This window comes from Pseudomonas sp. DNDY-54, assembly GCF_019880365.1.
GTDB lineage: Bacteria > Pseudomonadota > Gammaproteobacteria > Pseudomonadales > Pseudomonadaceae > Stutzerimonas > Stutzerimonas stutzeri_P.
In genome coordinates this window covers 676,171-692,953 of record NZ_CP082271.1, presented here as the reverse complement: position 1 = coordinate 692,953, position 16,783 = coordinate 676,171, and the positions used below count along the sequence as shown (strand labels likewise).

The following is a 16,783-nucleotide window of genomic DNA, read 5'->3' as shown; positions in this document are numbered from 1 at the left end:
GAAAAGATCTGCCCAGGGAAGCGGGAAGCACTTTAACGCGGTAAAAGCCCTGTGAGGGCTATCTTGCGAATTTGTAATCTACCGGTCATTTGGTTGACCCGCAGCGCGAGCGGGTGCACCAAACGAAAAAAGGCGCCCTGATGGGCGCCTGAAACACATCTTCAAACCAAGGGAGCAAAACTAAAGAAGATGTGGTGTTGCTCATGGTGTTTCACAAGATCGAGAGAGGGTACTCGGCGATGAATCGGACCTCATCGAGGTCGGACTCGAAAGCAGTCGCCCGCGTGGTAGCCTGGCGCACCCGCAGAGACAAATCCTTGAGAGAGCCAGTCTGTACAACGTAGCGGGCTTCGACGTCGCGTTCCCAGCGGTTCTGTCCCGTCAGCGGCGCACCGTTATCGTCTTGGCGCATGTACACCTCGTTCGCGTTGCTGTAATCGGCGCCCCAACCGCGGGCGTAGCGGGTCATGAAAGTAAGCCCGGGTATGCCGTACTCCGCCATGTTCAGGTCGTAGCGCAGCATCCAGGACTGCTCTTTAGGTGAGTTGAAATCACTGTACTGAATGGAGTTGTTCAGGTAGATCGAGTCCGCCTGGCGCAAGTAGTCAAAGTCGTTGTTACCGTTGTTTCGCTGATACGACGCCGTGACGGTGTGCGCGCCGAAGGCGACACCCAGGCTGGAGCTCCAGATGTTGTTGTTGAACTCGCCCAGCAACTCACGGCCTTCGTCGGTTGCCTTGTAATAGTTGAAGCTGGCCAGCAGCGCGACGATATCGGAGAGCGGATAGGTGGCCGACGCACCGAAGTAATGCTGGTTCCAGGCATCTTTGAGGCGGCTGGTGTACAGGCTAAGACTGATATTTTCATTCACGCTGTAGTCACCGCCTGCGTAGCCGAGCCAAGGCGCGTCTACGCCCCCGCCGTAGAAGGTGACGAAGTCTTCGTTCATGTTACTGGTGTTGGGCTGGCTCATCGCGTGCAAGCGGCCTCCCTGAAGGGTGAGGTCGTCCAGCGAGTTGTTCACAACGGTGACACCCTTGAAAGACTCCGGCAGCAGCCGAGAGTCGCCGAAGTGCACGACAGGTGTAGTGGGAAATACATCGCCGGCCTTGATCTCGGTGTCCAGCAAGCGTGCTTTCACCGCGCCCCCCACCCGTGTGAAGTCATCCTCAGGATCGCCAGCGCTGTCGTGGGGAAGCAGGTCGATGCTGCCGCCCACACCGGAGCGCCCCGAACCGGAGTCGAGCTTGAGGCCGAGCATGGCGAAAGCGTCGAAGCCAATCCCTACCGAGCCTTGGGTATATCCGGACTCGAAGAAGGCCATCAATCCGTGGGCCCATTCCTCGGAGTAGCCATTGCCGGCGGCACTCTCACCGTCGCGAAAATCCCGATTGAAATAGAAGTTGCGATTTATCAGCGATAGCGTGCTGCCTTCGATGAAGCCCTCGGCTGTTTCCGATTGGGCAAAGACCGGGGCGCTGCCCAATGCCAGTGAAAGGGCTGTCAGCGAAAAAACGGCCTTTTTGCTCATGATGATGCTCCTTATGTACGGCAGGTCAGTGCTCGAATGACGCCTTTCGCCTTTTTGTTTTTAGCGCTTGGCCATGTTCTTCCCCTAGAGATGACGGCAGGATTAGCGGCAAATGACTATTTTGTAATCTGAGGAAGCCCAATCGCGCACTCCTTCGATTACAGATTTGTAATGTTGCGGTCACCAGGTCGTTATCCACACTTATTTAAAGTCACCACCCCATAGCCATCAGCTATCTCGCCGGCTTGGCAAGGCTGATAAAAACGCTTTCGTGTATTTGTCTACTAAATTCAGGGCGAATCACTATCGCAGTAGAGGCGCATGTGTTTCGCGTCTTGGCGGGGGTAGTTCTTATGATTGGATTCGACATCTAAACCAGGAAGTCATCGTTTTGCCTTGGATGAGAAAAATAGTTTTGCTGATGTTGCTAGCCTTGTTCCCATTGCAATCATCATGGGCAGTTGTTAGCACGAGCTGCAGTCATGAGGATGGTTCGGCAGCAAATCATCTTGGACATCACGAACATCCGCACGAGTCTCTGGGTACTGACGAGGAAGGATCGTCAAAAGCCGCAAAAAAAATCAGTCTGGATGGAGACTGTGTCTTTCATGGCGACCATATCAAGCCGCTTATAACGAAAGGGATCTGTCCTGGTTCGGTATTATCAATGAGCTTGAAACCGTTTCCTTCTGCTAGCTACGCATCGGCTGAAGCGGGGCGTCCTGAGAAACCTAATTGGCGCATCGGTGCAAAACCGGTGGGACGCCAAAGTAACCAGTAAGCGCCATTTATCTGTATCTGACGTCTCACCGAACCTTCCCTTTTTTTAGGAGATTTCGGTGCGAAAAGCTCTTTTCTCGCTGGGGTTGACGACGTTGTCGTGCAATCTCGCCTTTGCGCAACCCTTAGAGTTGCCGACCTTCACACAGACCTTACCTGTCGGTGTGTCAAATACATTCCCCGTTGAGTCTGTCGAATCCATAAGCTTTCTACGCGCCTTGGAACTCGCTAGCTCTGCAAGCCCTGAACTGGCTGTTGCAAGACGTGAGCTGGCTGCTTCTCGCGCATTAATTAGCCAAGCCGGAGCACGTCCGAATCCAATATTGTCCGCTAGCCAGGAGGGAATCCGGGGCGATGCCCCGGAGACCACGCTTGAACTGAGCCAAGAAATAGAGCTGGGTGGTAAACGTTCGGCTCGTATTGAGGCGGCGCAACGAGCCTTGGACGTAGCAGCTGCTGACCTACAGGACGCCCAAGCTCGACTGAGGGGGGCAGTGATGGGCGCGTACTACGATGTGCTTACTGCTCAAGAACGGCTGGACCTCGCTCAGGCTGCTTCAAAGCTTGCGAAGCAAGCAGTGAACGTGGCCAATCGACGTGTGAGGGCCGGCATGGTTTCTCCCGTAGAGGAAACCCGGGCGCGGGTTGCGGCTACTGGAGTGCAAGTAGAGCTTGCCCAGGCCACAGCTGAACTCGAAGCTGCGCGCACTCGGCTGGCGGCCAACTGGGGAAATCCACAGCCACGCTTTGAGCGAGTAAAAGAGCCGGCAGAGGCAGTGCCTCCTCTTCCCGAGCTAGCTGAGCTTTATAGCCGTTTGAACGATTCCGCCCAACTAACCCGCGCGCGTCGGGAGGCTGAAAGACGTCGGGCTGCGTTAAAGCTGGAAAGGACGAATCGCTTTTCTAACGTGACGGTTAGCGTAGGTGCCCAACGCTCAGATGAATATAACGGCACGCTGGGATTGGTGAGTATCTCGATGCCCCTGCCGTTGTTTGATCGAAACCAAGGCAACATCGGAGCAGCGCAGGAACGGGCCTACCAGGCGCAGGACGAGCTCAACGCCGTCCATATACGCCTGAAAAGCGAACTTTCCCAAGCGCACATGCGGCTGCGCACTGCTCGCCAGCAGTTTGAACTGTTGCGCAACGATATGCTCCCCAGTGCCCAAAGCGCTTATGAAGCTGCCAGCAAGGGGTTCGAACTTGGAAAATTCACGTTCCTTGACGTACTGGATGCTCAACGCACGCTTTTCCAAGCCCGATCTCAGTACCTGTCTGCGCTATCACAAGCTAACCAGGCGGCGGCAGAAATCTCGCGAATTGTCGGAGATGGGTCGGCCGTTATCACCTCGGCCACTCAGCCATAGGAATCCATATGAAAAGTAAATCGAATACATCTTCCTTGGCTGGTCACAAGAAGCAGATTTTTTGGATCGTCGTCATATTAAGCGTGGCACTTATGCTTGGCGGATTGCTTCTTCGCAGTAGTCCAGCTGTGCCCGATGCGGGCGACGCACATAGCGAGCATGGTGACGAATCGGAGCATGAGGATGAAGGGCATTCGGATGAGGATGCAGAAGCCGAAGGAGATCATGGCCATGATGAAGGAGGCGCCGATAGCGATCACGAGGTCGGTGCGGCAGAGAAAGATGAGCATGAAGATGAGCCCGAGGGAGCGGAGCATACTGAAACAGCAGAGGTAGAACTCTCAGAGACACAAATCCTAGCCGCCGGCATCTCACTGGCAACTGCTCAGCCCGCAAAGATAAAAAGCGCAATTGAGCTGCCTGGCGAAATTACATTCAACCAAGACCGCACAGCGCAAGTTGTGCCTCGTCTCTCAGGTGTCGTTGAAGCGGTCAAAGTCGATTTGGGCGAACAGGTGAAACAGGGGCAAGTACTTGCTGTGATCGCGAGTACAGACCTGTCGGAACGTAGAAGCGAGTTCTACGCGGCGCAAAAACGTCTTGCATTGGCTCAAAAAACCTATCGACGCGAAAAGGAGCTATGGGAAGAGCGTATTTCTGCGGAACAGGATTATTTACAGGCACAACAGGCTTTACGGGAAGCAGAGCTGACTGTTGCGAATGCAAACGCACAGCTACAAGCGCTTGGCAGTGATGCTGGCAAGCCAGACGCATTGAGCCGCTACGAACTCAGGGCGCCGTTCGATGGGATGATCGTTGAGAAGGACATCACGCTCGGTGAGTCAGTCAATACCGATGACCAGATATTCATCATTTCCGATCTCTCCACCGTGTGGGCAGATATCAGCGTTCCTGCCAATGCACTCAGCGCGGTACGAGTAGGCAGCAATGCCGTTATCGAGGCCACAGCATTCGAGTCCAGTGCCAATGGAACCGTTTCTTATGTCGGCTCACTTGTTGGTCAGCAAAGCCGCGCCGCTACCGCCCGGGTCACACTTCCCAACCCTGAAGGGGTTTGGCGCCCCGGCCTGTTCGTCAAAGTGCAGGTAGGCGCTGGCGAAGCATCCGTGCCAGTCGCAGTAAGTCCTGATGCGATCCACACATTGGAAGAAAAGCCGGTGGTGTTTGTACGGACCGACCATGGCTTTGCTGCTCAGCCAATCGTGAGTGGCCGCAGCGATAGTGACGCGGTCGAAATCAAGGAAGGCCTCCAGCCCGGAGCGCGCTATGCCTTGGATAACAGCTTCATCATCAAGTCCGAGCTTGGCAAAGCCAGCGCCTCGCATGCTCACTGATACGGAGTTATAGAATCGTGTTCGAACGTATCATTCGTTTTTCTATCGAGCATCGCTGGTTGGTTATGCTAGCCGTGCTTGGCATGGCAGCGTTAGGAGCTTACAGCTACCAAAAGCTGCCTATCGATGCTGTCCCGGATATCACCAACGTACAGGTGCAAATCAACACTGCGGCGCCAGGTTATTCCCCGCTGGAAGTGGAGCAGCGTATTACCTACCCGCTCGAGACGGTAATGGCTGGGCTGCCCAAGCTCGAGCAGACACGATCCTTGTCTCGATATGGACTTTCTCAGATCACAGTTATTTTTGAGGAAGGCACTGACATCTATTTTGCCCGCCAACTTGTGAACGAGCGCCTGGGAGGGGCCAAAGATCAGCTCCCAGATGGCGTCACTCCAACACTTGGCCCTATTTCCACTGGGCTTGGCGAAATCTATTTTTGGACGGTTGAAGCTGAGGAAGGTGCCACCAAATCGGACGGTACGCCGTATACCCCTGCTGACTTGCGTGAGATTCAAGATTGGATCATCAAACCGCAAGTCCGAAATGTACCTGGTGTTACTGAGATCAATACGATCGGAGGATATGCAAAGGAATATCAGATCGCCCCCAACCCAGACACTTTGCGGTCGTTTGGACTAACACTACAAGATTTGATCGAGGCAGTTGAGCAAAACAATAACAATCTAGGTGCCGGATATATTGAAAAGCGCGGCGAGCAGTATCTTGTTCGCGCTCCAGGACAAATGCAGTCTGTGGAGGACATCCGCGATACCCTTATTAGCAACGTTGACGGTACCCCAGTGCGTATCCGCGACGTTGCGACGGTCGAGGTTGGAAAGGAGCTCCGCACTGGCGCAGCCACCGAGAATGGCCGCGAAGTGGTACTAGGTACGGCCTTCATGCTTATCGGTGAAAATAGCCGAGTAGTTTCAAGGGCTGTCGACGACAAGATGAAAGAGATAAACCTTTCGCTTCCGGAAGGCGTAAAGGCAATTACTGTCTACGATCGAACTGTACTCGTAGACAAAGCTATATCCACCGTTAAGAAGAACCTCACTGAGGGTGCCATTCTTGTTGTGGTTATACTTTTTCTCTTCTTAGGCAATATCCGGGCGGCGATCCTAACCGCGCTTGTGATACCGCTTTCTATGCTCTTCACGTTCACCGGCATGGTAGCCAATCAGGTCAGCGCCAACCTGATGAGCCTAGGCGCATTGGATTTCGGCATCATTATCGATGGAGCCGTGGTGATTGTTGAGAACTGCGTGCGTCGACTTGCACACGCTCAGTCCCATCACGGACGGGCATTAACACTGTCCGAACGGCTTCATGAAGTATTCGCTGCGGCAAAGGAAGTGCGTCGGCCTCTATTGTATGGGCAGCTGATCATTATGATCGTGTATCTGCCGATATTCGCCCTTACAGGGGTAGAAGGTAAGATGTTCACGCCCATGGCGTTTACCGTAGTGACAGCGCTATTCGGGGCGATAATCCTTTCGGTGACGTTCGTCCCGGCGGCCGTTGCGCTCTTTATCGGTAAGCGGGTTACGGAAAAGGAAAACTTTCTAATCCGCAATGCTAAACGGGCCTACGCACCTGCGCTCGATGCGGTAATGGCCAACAAGCCAGCAGTGCTCACCTTTGCGGTAGTTGTAGTCATACTTTCTGGCCTCGTAGGGTCACGTATGGGCAGTGAATTCGTGCCTAGCCTCAACGAGGGAGACTTCGCTATCCAAGCCCTTCGTGTACCAGCTACCAGTCTTAGTCAGTCTGTAGAGATGCAGCAGCAGCTGGAGCGAAAGCTTATGGATGAGTTTCCGGAGATTGAACGCATATTTGCGCGAACTGGCACTGCGGAAGTGGCATCGGATGCTATGCCTCCAAATATCTCTGACGGGTACGTCATGCTGAAGCCACAAGAACAGTGGCCGGATCCAGGCAAGTCGCGTAATCAGCTCTTAAGCGAGGTGCAAGCATCCGCCGCTGAGTTGCCGGGCAATAACTACGAGTTTTCCCAGCCGATTCAGCTGCGTTTCAACGAGCTGATTTCCGGAGTTCGTGCCGCGGTAGCCGTGAAAATCTATGGTGATGACATGGACGTTCTTAACAGCACGGCGGCGGAAGTATCCGAGGTGCTAGGACAAGTACCAGGCGCTTCAGAGGTTACGGTCGAGCAGACGACTGGCCTTCCCATGCTCACGATTGATATCGATCGCGATCAGATCGCACGATACGGCCTGAGTCTAGATACCGTCCAGCAAGCGGTTGCAGTAGCTATCGGTGGCCGAGAGGCAGGCACCTTGTTTCAAGGAGATCGGCGTTTCGATATCGTGGTTCGTTTACCGGACGAGATACGCAGCGATCTCGCCGCAATTGAGCGGCTTCCAATTGCCCTTCCAAGGGAATTAAACAGCACCATAAGTTATATCCCCCTCGGCGAGGTGGCCACCCTGGATTTGGCCCCCGGTCCGAATCAGATCAGTAGAGAAGAAGGGAAACGGCGAATTGTCGTCAGTGCAAACGTCCGTGGTCGTGACATTGGATCATTCGTATCTGAGGCAGAACAGAAAATCCAGGCCCAGGTAGATATCCCGGCAGGTTATTGGATCGACTGGGGCGGTACCTTTGAGCAGCTTGAATCGGCAACGAAGCGGCTGCAGATTGTCGTCCCCGTGGCGCTGCTCCTGGTCTTCATTCTGCTTTTCATGATGTTCAACAATGTCAAAGACGGTTTGTTGGTCTTTACAGGGATTCCATTTGCGCTCACCGGAGGCATTGTTGCGCTGTGGCTCAGAGATATCCCATTGTCCATTTCAGCAGGTGTTGGCTTTATTGCTCTGTCAGGCGTCGCCGTTCTAAATGGCCTGGTAATGATCTCCTTCATCCGTAGCCTACGGGAGCAAGGTTTACCTCTGGACACTGCGATCCGCGAAGGTGCCCTTACCCGGCTACGACCGGTATTGATGACAGCCTTAGTGGCTTCACTCGGGTTCGTTCCAATGGCCTTGAATGTGGGTACCGGTGCAGAGGTACAACGTCCCCTTGCGACGGTGGTGATCGGGGGGATTCTCTCCTCAACGGTGCTAACGCTATTAGTTTTGCCGTTGCTCTACCAGATGGCTCATCGACGCGAAGACGAATTGGAGGAGCAAGAAATCGCGTTGGCCGCTGACAGAACAAGCTAGAGATTGGATGGCGGCACACAACGCCCCGTTCTTGCTAGCTAGCGAGAACGGGGCGCGTTAATTATCGGAGCGCAGTTTCATTAGCGGCGCAGCGGACAGCACAGCCTTTGTGGCGCAGTCTGATGCATCTAAGCGGTAAATAAAAAATTGCTCAGCGCTTAGTGCGTATGACTTTCGCTACATACGCGTCCTTGACCTGATGGCTTTCACCCACGGTGAGCTGACGAAGGATTATGCAAACAGCGACTGACCTGCCCCGGTCGGCAGCAAAGGGCGATAGCTACGACAAAGCCCTGGCTGGAACGATCAGCGGGCTGTGCAAGGCCGAGCTGACACCGTCAATCATGGGCGAACCGTGAGGCCTTTGAGATAGCGACCCAGACATGGGTGCGCTGTACGCCACAGCGTCTGTTCAGCTCACTCGGACATGATCCTTGCGAAGGCTAATAACAACAGATCAGGCAATGGCGGCCTGACTTAAACGAAACGGCTTATATAAATTCCGGGCGATTCGCTGGTAGCGATGTTGCGGGCAAGTTATGGAAACAAAAAAGCGCCCCGAAGGGCGCTTAGAGTGCAACTGCTTCCAAAGGAGATTGGAAGCTGCCGGAGGCGAATATCGTTCAGATATGAAGCGGTTAGTCAGCTTTGGTTTCTTTCTTGCTTTCCGTATTGTTCTGATCTTGGCGGGTATCCTTAATCTGTAATTCGTCTATTTTTCGTTTGGCGGATTCGGTTCCGTGAATTCGTTTTTGATCTGCTCGGAATTTTTCATTAAATTTAATTGAGCGGTCGTAACCATCTTCTGCATAAGACAATGCGGAGCCGCAGATTACCAAACCAACAACAATAGCTTTCAACAGATTCATAGGGCAGTCCTCGCTAAATTCAAAGGTGGCTTGCTGAGCTTTCTCGCTGAGCCCTGCAGGTTCGAATGAATTTTGCGTGATTGAAGTTAACAGCAGCATGAGCCAAGCATTACATTATTGAAATGTAATGCTTCCATTGCGCGGTGACATGAGCGCCTTGCTTCGTCATGTCAGCACCGAGGCGCACCAATCTGCAAGGGCCTATCCTACGAAAAGAATGATTGGAAGATTACAATTTTGTCATCTTCGGATTGACGCCGCATCATCTATCATTAGCGAGCAACGTCGTTTAACGTTTGAGAGGGATCGGCCAGTTATCGGCAAGTTTCAGACGATAATGCACGAACTCGCTTGAGAGTGGTCGCATTTCTGTCAGTGTGGTTTGGAAGGCCAGATGGTATTGGTGCTAGTATTATCTATTACTTTTTTGGGCTCCCTATCCTTGTCTTATGTTATTTAAGGACGGTTAAAAACCAATGGCTCACGAACATAACCATAACACCGAAGCCATAGGCGATAAGCGTTTAATCGCTGCCATTGGCGTTAATACTGTGCTAACTCTGGCACAAGTTGTTGGAGGAATACTTTCTGGCAGTTTATCGCTCATAGCTGACGCGCTACATAACTTGAGCGATGCCGCATCACTGGTTATTGCGCTCATCGCACGTAAAATCGGTCGCAAACCGCCAGATGCTTTTAAAACCTTCGGCTACCGACGCAGTGAAACCATAGCGGCTTTGATTAACTTGGTCACGCTGATTATCGTTGGTCTCTACCTCATCTACGAAGCTATAGGTCGGTTTTTTGCCCCACAGCCCATTGAAGGATGGACAGTGGTCGTGGTGGCGGGAATAGCCTTGATTGTAGATGTCGTCACGGCCTTGCTCACCTACACAATGTCTAAGAATAGCATGAATATAAAGGCGGCATTCTTGCACAATGTGTCGGATGCGCTGGCCTCCGTCGGTGTTATTATTGCCGGAACATTAATCCTTCTGTATGACTGGTATTGGACAGATACTGTACTGACGCTGATGATTGCTGGTTACGTGCTATGGCAGGGCTTTAGCATGCTACCTAAAACCATTCACTTGTTAATGGAGGGCGCACCAGAAGGAGTTTCCATCACTGATATAATCAATGTCATGGAGCAAGTGGACGACGTTGTGAGTGTTCACCACGTACATGTCTGGGAAATTGCCGAACATTCAACTGCATTGGAAGCTCACGTTGTCATCAAGAAGGCTAGCCTGCCCGAAATTGAACGAGTGAAGACTGATTTAAAACGTGTACTTCATGAGCGATTCAAAGTCAGCCACTCGACACTTGAAATGGAGCTAGACGGCAGTGTTTGTATCGACACCAGGCAGGCCGACAGTCATCGCAGCGAAGCATAAGCCTGCTTTGCGCTCACCGCTGTTGCTAGACAGTTATCTCGATATCAACGGAGTGAACTTGCGACATCACTCGTTGGCGCTATGTCTTCGACCAGAGACATGCTAGCGGCATGTGGCCAAAGCAGCTCGTCACGAGGAGATCAGGCTAGGTCGTGGCACCTTCGGCAGGCTGCCGCGACGAGCAAGCCCCGCCAGTCGCTACCGCCGCGGACGCTCAGAGCCAGCGGCGGACTCGTGCACGGTAGCGGGCAAATGATTCGCCGAACAATGTTTCCAGCGCCCACTCTTCGGCTGGGATCTGGAAACGGTTCATGTACAGCACGAAAGCAACTACGCCAAGCAGGGTTAGAGGCGAGGCCAAGACCAGCGCCCAAGCCGCCAGGATAATGGCAAAGCCTAAGTACATGGGGTTGCGGCTGTACCGGTAGATGCCAGCCTCCACTAATGCAGAAGCCTGCTGCGGCTGCAATGGATTAACCGTAGTACGCGCGCGGCGAAACGACAGGACGCCGGCGAGGCACACGCCGAGCCCCAGGAGCAGTATTGGCAAAGCGAAGGTCAGGCGCGCGGTCCATGCCAGTTCGAAACCCGGCAATTTGGTTCCCGACAAACCCATCAGCACAGCGATCAGGCCGGCCACGAGCAGCGGTGGCACGCGGTTTTCCAGCGCGCTCATAGTGTCATTCTCGTGCCTTGGCCACTTCGCTGTTCACCAACTGGCGCAGCGGCTCCGGGCCAAACTCGCTGAGCGCACGACCATTGACAAAAAAAGTCGGCGTGCCACGAACCCCAACGGCTTTAACGTCCTGCATGTCCGTTTCCAGCACGGCGTTGACGCCAGGCGTATGCATGTCCTGGCGGGCCTGTTCCAAGTTCAAACCGACGCGCTCTGCAGCAGCCCATGCCTGCGTTACCTTGGGGTCGTCGTGCCAACCGGGTTGGGCTTCCAGCACAGCCCCCAACACTTGTTCATGGAGATTTTGCTTACGCGCCGCCTCCAGCATTCGCGCCACCTCTTCGGAGCCTTGATGGAACAGTACATAGCGCAGCACCAAACGCACGTCTTCCGGGTTCTCGGCGAGGATCTGCTTCACATAGGGGTGGAAGGCGCGGCATGCCTCGCAGGAGGGGTCAAAGAATTCGACGATGGTCACTGGCGCTTGCGCCGGGCCGAACACTGGAGAGTGGAAGCGAACCAACTGGCCGCCGTTCTGTTTGGGTTGTGTCGCGGTCTCTTGGGCTGTCGAACCGGGAGCCTGGGCCTGTTGAGGCGATTGCGAGGGGGAATAGAAGAATGCGGCGGCAGCAAAGACGGCCAGGATCACGACACTGACGATCAGGACCACGGAACGGCGATTCATGGGGTGGTTCTCCGACGGATGATTATGAGCAGGATGGCGATAAGGATAAAAGCGAACAAGGCGAGTGCCGGCAGGGGCACCACGCCGAAGAGGGTCATTCCGGCGCCTGAGCAGGATGGACCAGTGGCCGTGCAGGGCTGGATCGGCTGTGGAATCAGCCCTGCATAGAGCAGCGTGTGAACAAATGCCAGTGCCGCACCGATAGCGGTCAGCGGCAGGGCATAGTGCCAGACGGTGAAATCCGAGCGGTAGCAGGCGATGGCCAGGATCACCGCCAGCGGAAACATGAAGGCACGCTGGAACCAGCACAACACGCAGGGTGCCTGGCCCATCACCTCACCAATGAACAGCGCGGACAGGGTCGATACCAGTGCGACCAGCCAGGTTAGCAGCAGCAGGTTCCAGGGCATGCCTGAAGGTTGAGGATTCATTGCGGTTAACTCCTGGCGATGGCGAGCACTTGCCTCAGACCCGCCATCCAGTTATTTCGAAACATCATGCATCCTCTTATCGGCAGGACTTGTTAGGACCGTTGCGGACTTCGCCCAACGGCAAAGCGAAAAGCAACCAGCCTCAACGCTGGGTTAAATCCGATGCCAGTGGGAGAATGTCGCCCTTGCGCAACAAGGGAAGATATCAGATGTCGCGGGACTGGCTGGAAGAACACCAGATAGCATTTTATTTCGCGGCGGTGGTGGCCGCTGCCATTGCAGGCCTGAGCTCTGCGCAATTCACCGGACTGACGGCCATGGCCATCACACCGGCGATTGCCGTGCTGATGTATGCCATGTTTCTGCAGATTCCTTTTTTGGAGCTGCGAGAAGCTTTTGCCAACCGCCGCTTCGTCGGTGCCTTGTTGCTGGCCAACTTCCTATTGGTGCCATTGATGGTGTGGCTGGTGACGTGGCCGCTCTCATCGAACAAGGCCTTGTTGGTCGGCGCGCTGCTTGTCCTGCTGACGCCTTGTATCGATTACGTGGTGGTCTTCACCCACCTGGGCAAAGGGGACTCTCGTCTGGTGCTCGCGGCGACGCCATTGCTGCTGTTGCTCCAGCTTCTGCTGCTGCCCCTCTACTTGCGGCTAATCCTTGGCCCCGAAGCCGGCACAGTGATCGAGCTGTGGCCCTTCGCAGAAGCCTTCCTGTTACTGATCGTCCTACCCTTGGTAGCGGCTGTGCTCACCGAATTTGGCGGACGCCGATCTCTGCTGCTTCGCGCATGGAGCGCAGGTTGGGCCTGGCTGCCAGTGCCTGCAATGGCCCTGGTTCTAATCGTGGTGGTGGGTTCGCAGATCGCGGCTGTCGTGTACCAACTCGACATCCTGGCGCCGTTGCTTCCGGTATACGGAGCGTTTCTACTACTCGCTCCGGCCCTCGGCGTACTCAGCTCCCGGCTATTTGGCTTGGAGGCTTCTGCCGCACGGGCAGTGGCCTTTAGCTCAGGCACTCGCAACTCGCTTGTAGTGCTTCCCCTGGCCCTAGCGCTCCCGGAGTCCATTCGCGCGCTGGCCGCGGCGGCTGTGATTACTCAGACACTCGTAGAACTGATTGGTGAATTGATCTACTTACGGGCGATTCCAGCCATGGTCAGAAACAGTTGAGCCTCGTCGAAATCGGCGAGAGCGCTCATGCCTCGTGCTGTGGAGCAAGATTGATCAGCGGCGCAATGATGAGCTGAGCGGAGCGCGCCCAAGAAACCAGTGCCTCAAGATCCATCTGTAGAGATTGGGCTTCTGTCCAGATACAAGCACTCTCGGCAGGCACCGTAAGAGCGATGCCCTCAACTATCGTCAGAGCCATCGCATGCAATCTCAGTAGCTCGTCGCGAATGGAGGTGATTCCACCCAGTTCCACCAAGCAGACGTCCAAGCGATCAACCAGCCGGAGCAGTTGAGAGGTGTCGAAGCTGTCGCGCAGGTTTTCCAACGCCACGGCGTCCACTTCGCCGTACGGTGTAAGGCGGAAGGATGCGGGAGGAATGTTGATCATGGCGTTTTCTCGGTATCTAGCTGGCTAGGTCTGATCACCCGCAGCGAGCCGGCAGCTTGTTGGAACACCGAGTCCTTGATCCAGGGCTCCGGTGGCCGGTTTAGCTTGAGGTTGAATTCGCCGAAGCGCTTGAGGTTGCTGGTCAGGTAGAGTGGTTGGGCCCCCTTCAGCATACATAGCGGAACTGGTGTAGACGACTAGCCCTGAGCTAGGCCTTGGGCTTTCAAGCAGCTCCAATGATCGGCACTGAAGTGCTAGGGAGCGGATTACTTCTAAAATTCTGGCTAACACGCTCACACTTAAAAACGCTTCTGGATATGCTGGAAAAAGGCAAGCCAAGCAGGCGAAAAATTGACACTAACTACTTTCAATACAATGGTTATTTCTTGGGATATAACTCTTCTAAAGATAATGCCGGTAAATACGGATTTGAAGAAAGTCCTGCTGAAATCAAGCAAAAAGTGAAAGAGCTTTTACTAATCTAGCTCGGTCGAACAAACTAGGTCTATTGCTCGTTGAGTGATCGTCTCTGAGCATTTTAACTGCTGCCGTTGCTGGCAGCCATGAGTCAAAAATTGCACTCAACGACAGGCAGCTTTTGGCCGGTTAGCGACGGTCTGACTTCGACCGTCGCAATATATGGTCAGACCTCGGTCTGCTCCGCCATTTCCAGAGCGTCATCGACCTCAATCCCAAGATATCGGACGGTGCTCTCAAGCTTCGTATGGCCGAGCAGAATTTGAATCGCCCGTAGGTTCTTCGTCCTGCGATAGATCAGCGATGCCTTCGTACGTCTCATCGTGTGTGTGCCATATATGGCAGGATCTAGGCCAATGGCTTTTACCCAGCCTTTGACGATACGAGCGTATTGACGAGTGGATAGATGGTCTGATGTATGCAGCCTGCTCGGGAAAAGGCAGTCCTGGCTCCGGAGCTGTGCTTGATGTATCCAGGCGGCGAGAGCAGACCGTGTTTCCCTAGTGTGCGCTCTCTTGCTTGGATGGCATTACGTTCTGGCCCAACGTTACTGTAGCGAATCCGCAGCAGTATCAATCAAAGCCTCCTGTATCCCGCGTGAAGAAAGACGCTACGTTGCGCCCGTTCTTCCACGGCTTCGCTTGCCGCCCCGCTACGGCAGATTCGAAGTATTCATCGAAATGTCATCCTTTAGAAGCAGTGCGTTAACAAGGAATTTCTACCCTTTGCATCGCGAACCGCAATTGTGCGGCCAGCAATATTGCGAAAGGTGATCAAATGACGCCCCATCCGATACAGGACGCCGTGCTGCGGGTCGACCGGTTGAGCGTCGTCTATCCAGGCGGCGTGACAGCCCTACGCGATACCTCGATTGCATTTCGGCGTGGTGAGTTCACCGTGCTGCTTGGTCTCTCGGGCGCAGGCAAGTCGACCTTGCTCCGTAGTCTCAATCGACTCGTCACGCCCACTGGCGGCAGTGTCACCAGCGAACTCGGTGAGCTCGGCAGCGGCTCGGCCTTGCGTCAGCATCGTCGGCGTACCGCCATGATCTTTCAGCACCACCAGCTAATCGAACGTCAAAGCGCACTGGCTAATGTGCTTACCGGTCGGCTGGCCTTTCACAACACGCTCCGCTCGCTGTTTCCTCTGCCGCGTGCCGATCAGGAGATTGCGCTCAGTTGCCTCGCTCGGGTCGGTCTGGCAGACAAGGCGCTAAGCCGGGTGGACAAACTGTCCGGTGGCCAGCAGCAGCGGGTAGGCATCGCGCGTGCGCTAGCGCAACAGCCGGCGATCATTCTGGCCGATGAGCCGGTAGCCAGTCTCGACCCGGCCACTTCGGTCCGTGTTCTCGGATTGCTGCGCGACATCTGCAAGGAAGACGGCATCACCGCCATCGTTTCGCTGCATCAACTCGAATATGCCCGCCGCTTCGCCGATCGCGTCGTCGGGCTGGCCGATTCTCAGATCGTTTTCGATGCCGCGCCCTCGGAACTCACCGATGCGCAGCTTGAGCGCATCTATGCAGGCCGCTCTACGACTCAGCCAGCGAATGCTCCGGCTGAACCACCTGTCATGCTCGAACCTTCACTGGAGATGTCCCGATGAAACGCTTATCCGCGCTCTTATTGACTTGCTTGCTGTCCGCTGTTTCAAGTTTGTCCGCCCTAGCGGCCGATGCCGATCCGGATGTGCTAAAGGTTGCCCTGCTGCCGGACGAAAACGCCTCCGAGCTGATCAAGCGTAACCAGCCGCTGAAGGATTATCTGGAAGAGCATCTGGACAAGAAGGTGCAGCTGATCGTAACCACCGACTATTCCTCGATGATTGAGGCGATGCGCTTTGGCCGTATCGACCTGGCGTATTTCGGTCCGCTGTCCTACGTCATGGCCAAAAGCAAAAGCGACATCGAGCCCTTCGCTGCCATGGTCATCGACGGCAAGCCGACCTATCGCTCGGTGATTATCGCCAATGTGGCGTCAGGCGTGAATGAGTATGCCGACCTTAAGGGCAAGAAGATGGCCTATGGTGACCGGGCATCGACGTCCAGCCATTTGATTCCCAAAACCGTGCTTCTTGAGACGGCCGATTTGACGGGTGGGCAGGACTACGAACAACATTTTGTGGGCACGCATGACGCCGTTGCCGTCAACGTGGCGAACGGCAACGCCGATGCGGGTGGGCTGTCGGAGGTAATTTTCAATCACGTAGCCGAACGTGGCCTAATCGATCCGAGCAAGGTGAAAGTACTTGGTTACAGCGGCGAATACCCCCAGTACCCCTGGGCGATGCGCTCGAACCTGAGCCCCGAGCTGAAAACCAAGGTGCGGGATGTATTCGTCGGTATCGACGATCCCGAAGTGCTGCGCAACTTCAAGGCCGAGGCCTTCGCGCCAATCACCGACGCCGACTACGATGTGATCCGCAACATGGGATCGCTGCTCGGCCTCGACTTCGCCACGATGTGAGCACC

16 protein-coding genes and 1 pseudogene are annotated in these 16,783 nt (G+C 54.7%); 9 read left to right on the top strand and 8 right to left on the bottom strand.

The features are described from left to right. Positions 1-211: 211 nt before the first annotated feature. Positions 212-1,531, bottom strand: coding sequence for an OprD family porin (locus K4O48_RS03355; protein ID WP_014822255.1), 1,320 nt, complete (start codon positions 1,529-1,531; stop codon positions 212-214). 839 nt (positions 1,532-2,370) lie between these two features. On the opposite strand from K4O48_RS03355, the gene K4O48_RS03350 reads away from it, so the two are divergent. The 4 genes from K4O48_RS03350 to K4O48_RS03335 all read left to right on the top strand — a co-directional run bounded on the left by K4O48_RS03350 (position 2,371) and on the right by K4O48_RS03335 (position 8,580). After that, the gene (locus K4O48_RS03350; protein ID WP_008569960.1) at positions 2,371-3,678 is read left to right on the top strand and encodes a TolC family protein; all 1,308 of its coding nucleotides are present in this window, start codon (positions 2,371-2,373) and stop codon (positions 3,676-3,678) included. A gap of 8 nt (positions 3,679-3,686) precedes the next feature. Continuing rightward, positions 3,687-5,033, top strand: a complete 1,347-nt coding sequence (locus K4O48_RS03345) for an efflux RND transporter periplasmic adaptor subunit (RefSeq protein WP_015275575.1) — start codon at positions 3,687-3,689, stop codon at positions 5,031-5,033. A gap of 17 nt (positions 5,034-5,050) precedes the next feature. Continuing rightward, entirely contained in the window at positions 5,051-8,221 is a 3,171-nt protein-coding gene (locus tag K4O48_RS03340; RefSeq protein WP_015275576.1) for a CusA/CzcA family heavy metal efflux RND transporter, read from the top strand. A gap of 233 nt (positions 8,222-8,454) precedes the next feature. Further along, the gene (locus tag K4O48_RS03335; RefSeq protein ID WP_023444716.1) at positions 8,455-8,580 is read left to right on the top strand and encodes a hypothetical protein; all 126 of its coding nucleotides are present in this window, start codon (positions 8,455-8,457) and stop codon (positions 8,578-8,580) included. Positions 8,581-8,859: 279 nt separating this feature from the next. On the opposite strand, the gene K4O48_RS03330 is transcribed toward K4O48_RS03335, so the two are convergent. Then, positions 8,860-9,189: a hypothetical protein gene (locus tag K4O48_RS03330; RefSeq protein ID WP_023444715.1), complete on the bottom strand. Its 330-nt coding sequence runs from the start codon at positions 9,187-9,189 to the stop codon at positions 8,860-8,862. Between the two features lie 377 nt (positions 9,190-9,566). Between K4O48_RS03330 and K4O48_RS03325 the strand changes: the two genes are divergently transcribed. Next, complete coding sequence (locus K4O48_RS03325; RefSeq protein ID WP_008569956.1) at positions 9,567-10,487, top strand: cation diffusion facilitator family transporter; 921 nt, start codon at positions 9,567-9,569, stop codon at positions 10,485-10,487. 214 nt (positions 10,488-10,701) lie between these two features. Here the strand turns inward: K4O48_RS03325 and K4O48_RS03320 are convergent, their stop codons facing one another. Genes K4O48_RS03320 through K4O48_RS03310 form a run of 3 tightly spaced genes read right to left on the bottom strand, consistent with a single transcriptional unit; the run spans position 10,702 to position 12,279 of the window. Continuing rightward, positions 10,702-11,163 (bottom strand): methyltransferase family protein, encoded by a 462-nt coding sequence (locus tag K4O48_RS03320; protein ID WP_003292672.1) that lies wholly within the window; start codon positions 11,161-11,163, stop codon positions 10,702-10,704. Positions 11,164-11,167: 4 nt separating this feature from the next. Then, a complete protein-coding gene (locus tag K4O48_RS03315) occupies positions 11,168-11,848 on the bottom strand; it encodes a DsbA family protein (RefSeq protein ID WP_008569955.1) in 681 nt (226 codons plus the stop codon). Further along, entirely contained in the window at positions 11,845-12,279 is a 435-nt protein-coding gene (locus K4O48_RS03310) for a disulfide bond formation protein B (protein ID WP_003292674.1), read from the bottom strand. Before K4O48_RS03310 ends, K4O48_RS03315 begins: the two co-directional genes overlap by 4 nt. A 209-nt stretch (positions 12,280-12,488) precedes the next feature. On the opposite strand from K4O48_RS03310, the gene K4O48_RS03305 reads away from it, so the two are divergent. Next, positions 12,489-13,448: an arsenic resistance protein gene (locus K4O48_RS03305; protein ID WP_003292675.1), complete on the top strand. Its 960-nt coding sequence runs from the start codon at positions 12,489-12,491 to the stop codon at positions 13,446-13,448. Positions 13,449-13,473: 25 nt separating this feature from the next. Here the strand turns inward: K4O48_RS03305 and tnpC are convergent, their stop codons facing one another. Both tnpC and K4O48_RS03295 read right to left on the bottom strand, forming a co-directional pair. Then, positions 13,474-13,836, bottom strand: coding sequence for a Tn3 family transposase post-transcriptional regulator TnpC (gene tnpC, locus K4O48_RS03300; RefSeq protein WP_003292676.1), 363 nt, complete (start codon positions 13,834-13,836; stop codon positions 13,474-13,476). After that, a complete protein-coding gene (locus K4O48_RS03295; RefSeq protein ID WP_003292677.1) occupies positions 13,833-14,009 on the bottom strand; it encodes a hypothetical protein in 177 nt (58 codons plus the stop codon). The genes tnpC and K4O48_RS03295 overlap by 4 nt, the downstream gene beginning before the upstream one ends. A 63-nt stretch (positions 14,010-14,072) precedes the next feature. On the opposite strand from K4O48_RS03295, the gene K4O48_RS03290 reads away from it, so the two are divergent. After that, entirely contained in the window at positions 14,073-14,321 is a 249-nt protein-coding gene (locus tag K4O48_RS03290) for a hypothetical protein (protein WP_101153433.1), read from the top strand. A gap of 158 nt (positions 14,322-14,479) precedes the next feature. Here the strand turns inward: K4O48_RS03290 and K4O48_RS03285 are convergent. Further along, positions 14,480-14,818, bottom strand: a pseudogene (locus K4O48_RS03285) (tyrosine-type recombinase/integrase); the annotation flags it as partial. Between the two features lie 272 nt (positions 14,819-15,090). Between K4O48_RS03285 and phnC the strand changes: the two are divergent. Both phnC and phnD read left to right on the top strand, forming a co-directional pair. Beyond that, on the top strand, positions 15,091-15,918 hold the full coding sequence (gene phnC / locus K4O48_RS03280) for a phosphonate ABC transporter ATP-binding protein (protein ID WP_003118432.1): 828 nt from the start codon (positions 15,091-15,093) through the stop codon (positions 15,916-15,918). Then, positions 15,915-16,778 carry a phosphate/phosphite/phosphonate ABC transporter substrate-binding protein gene (gene phnD, locus K4O48_RS03275; RefSeq protein WP_010466255.1) on the top strand — a complete coding sequence of 288 codons (864 nt, stop codon included), beginning with the start codon at positions 15,915-15,917 and terminating at the stop codon, positions 16,776-16,778. The genes phnC and phnD overlap by 4 nt, the downstream gene beginning before the upstream one ends. Positions 16,779-16,783 lie beyond the last annotated feature (5 nt).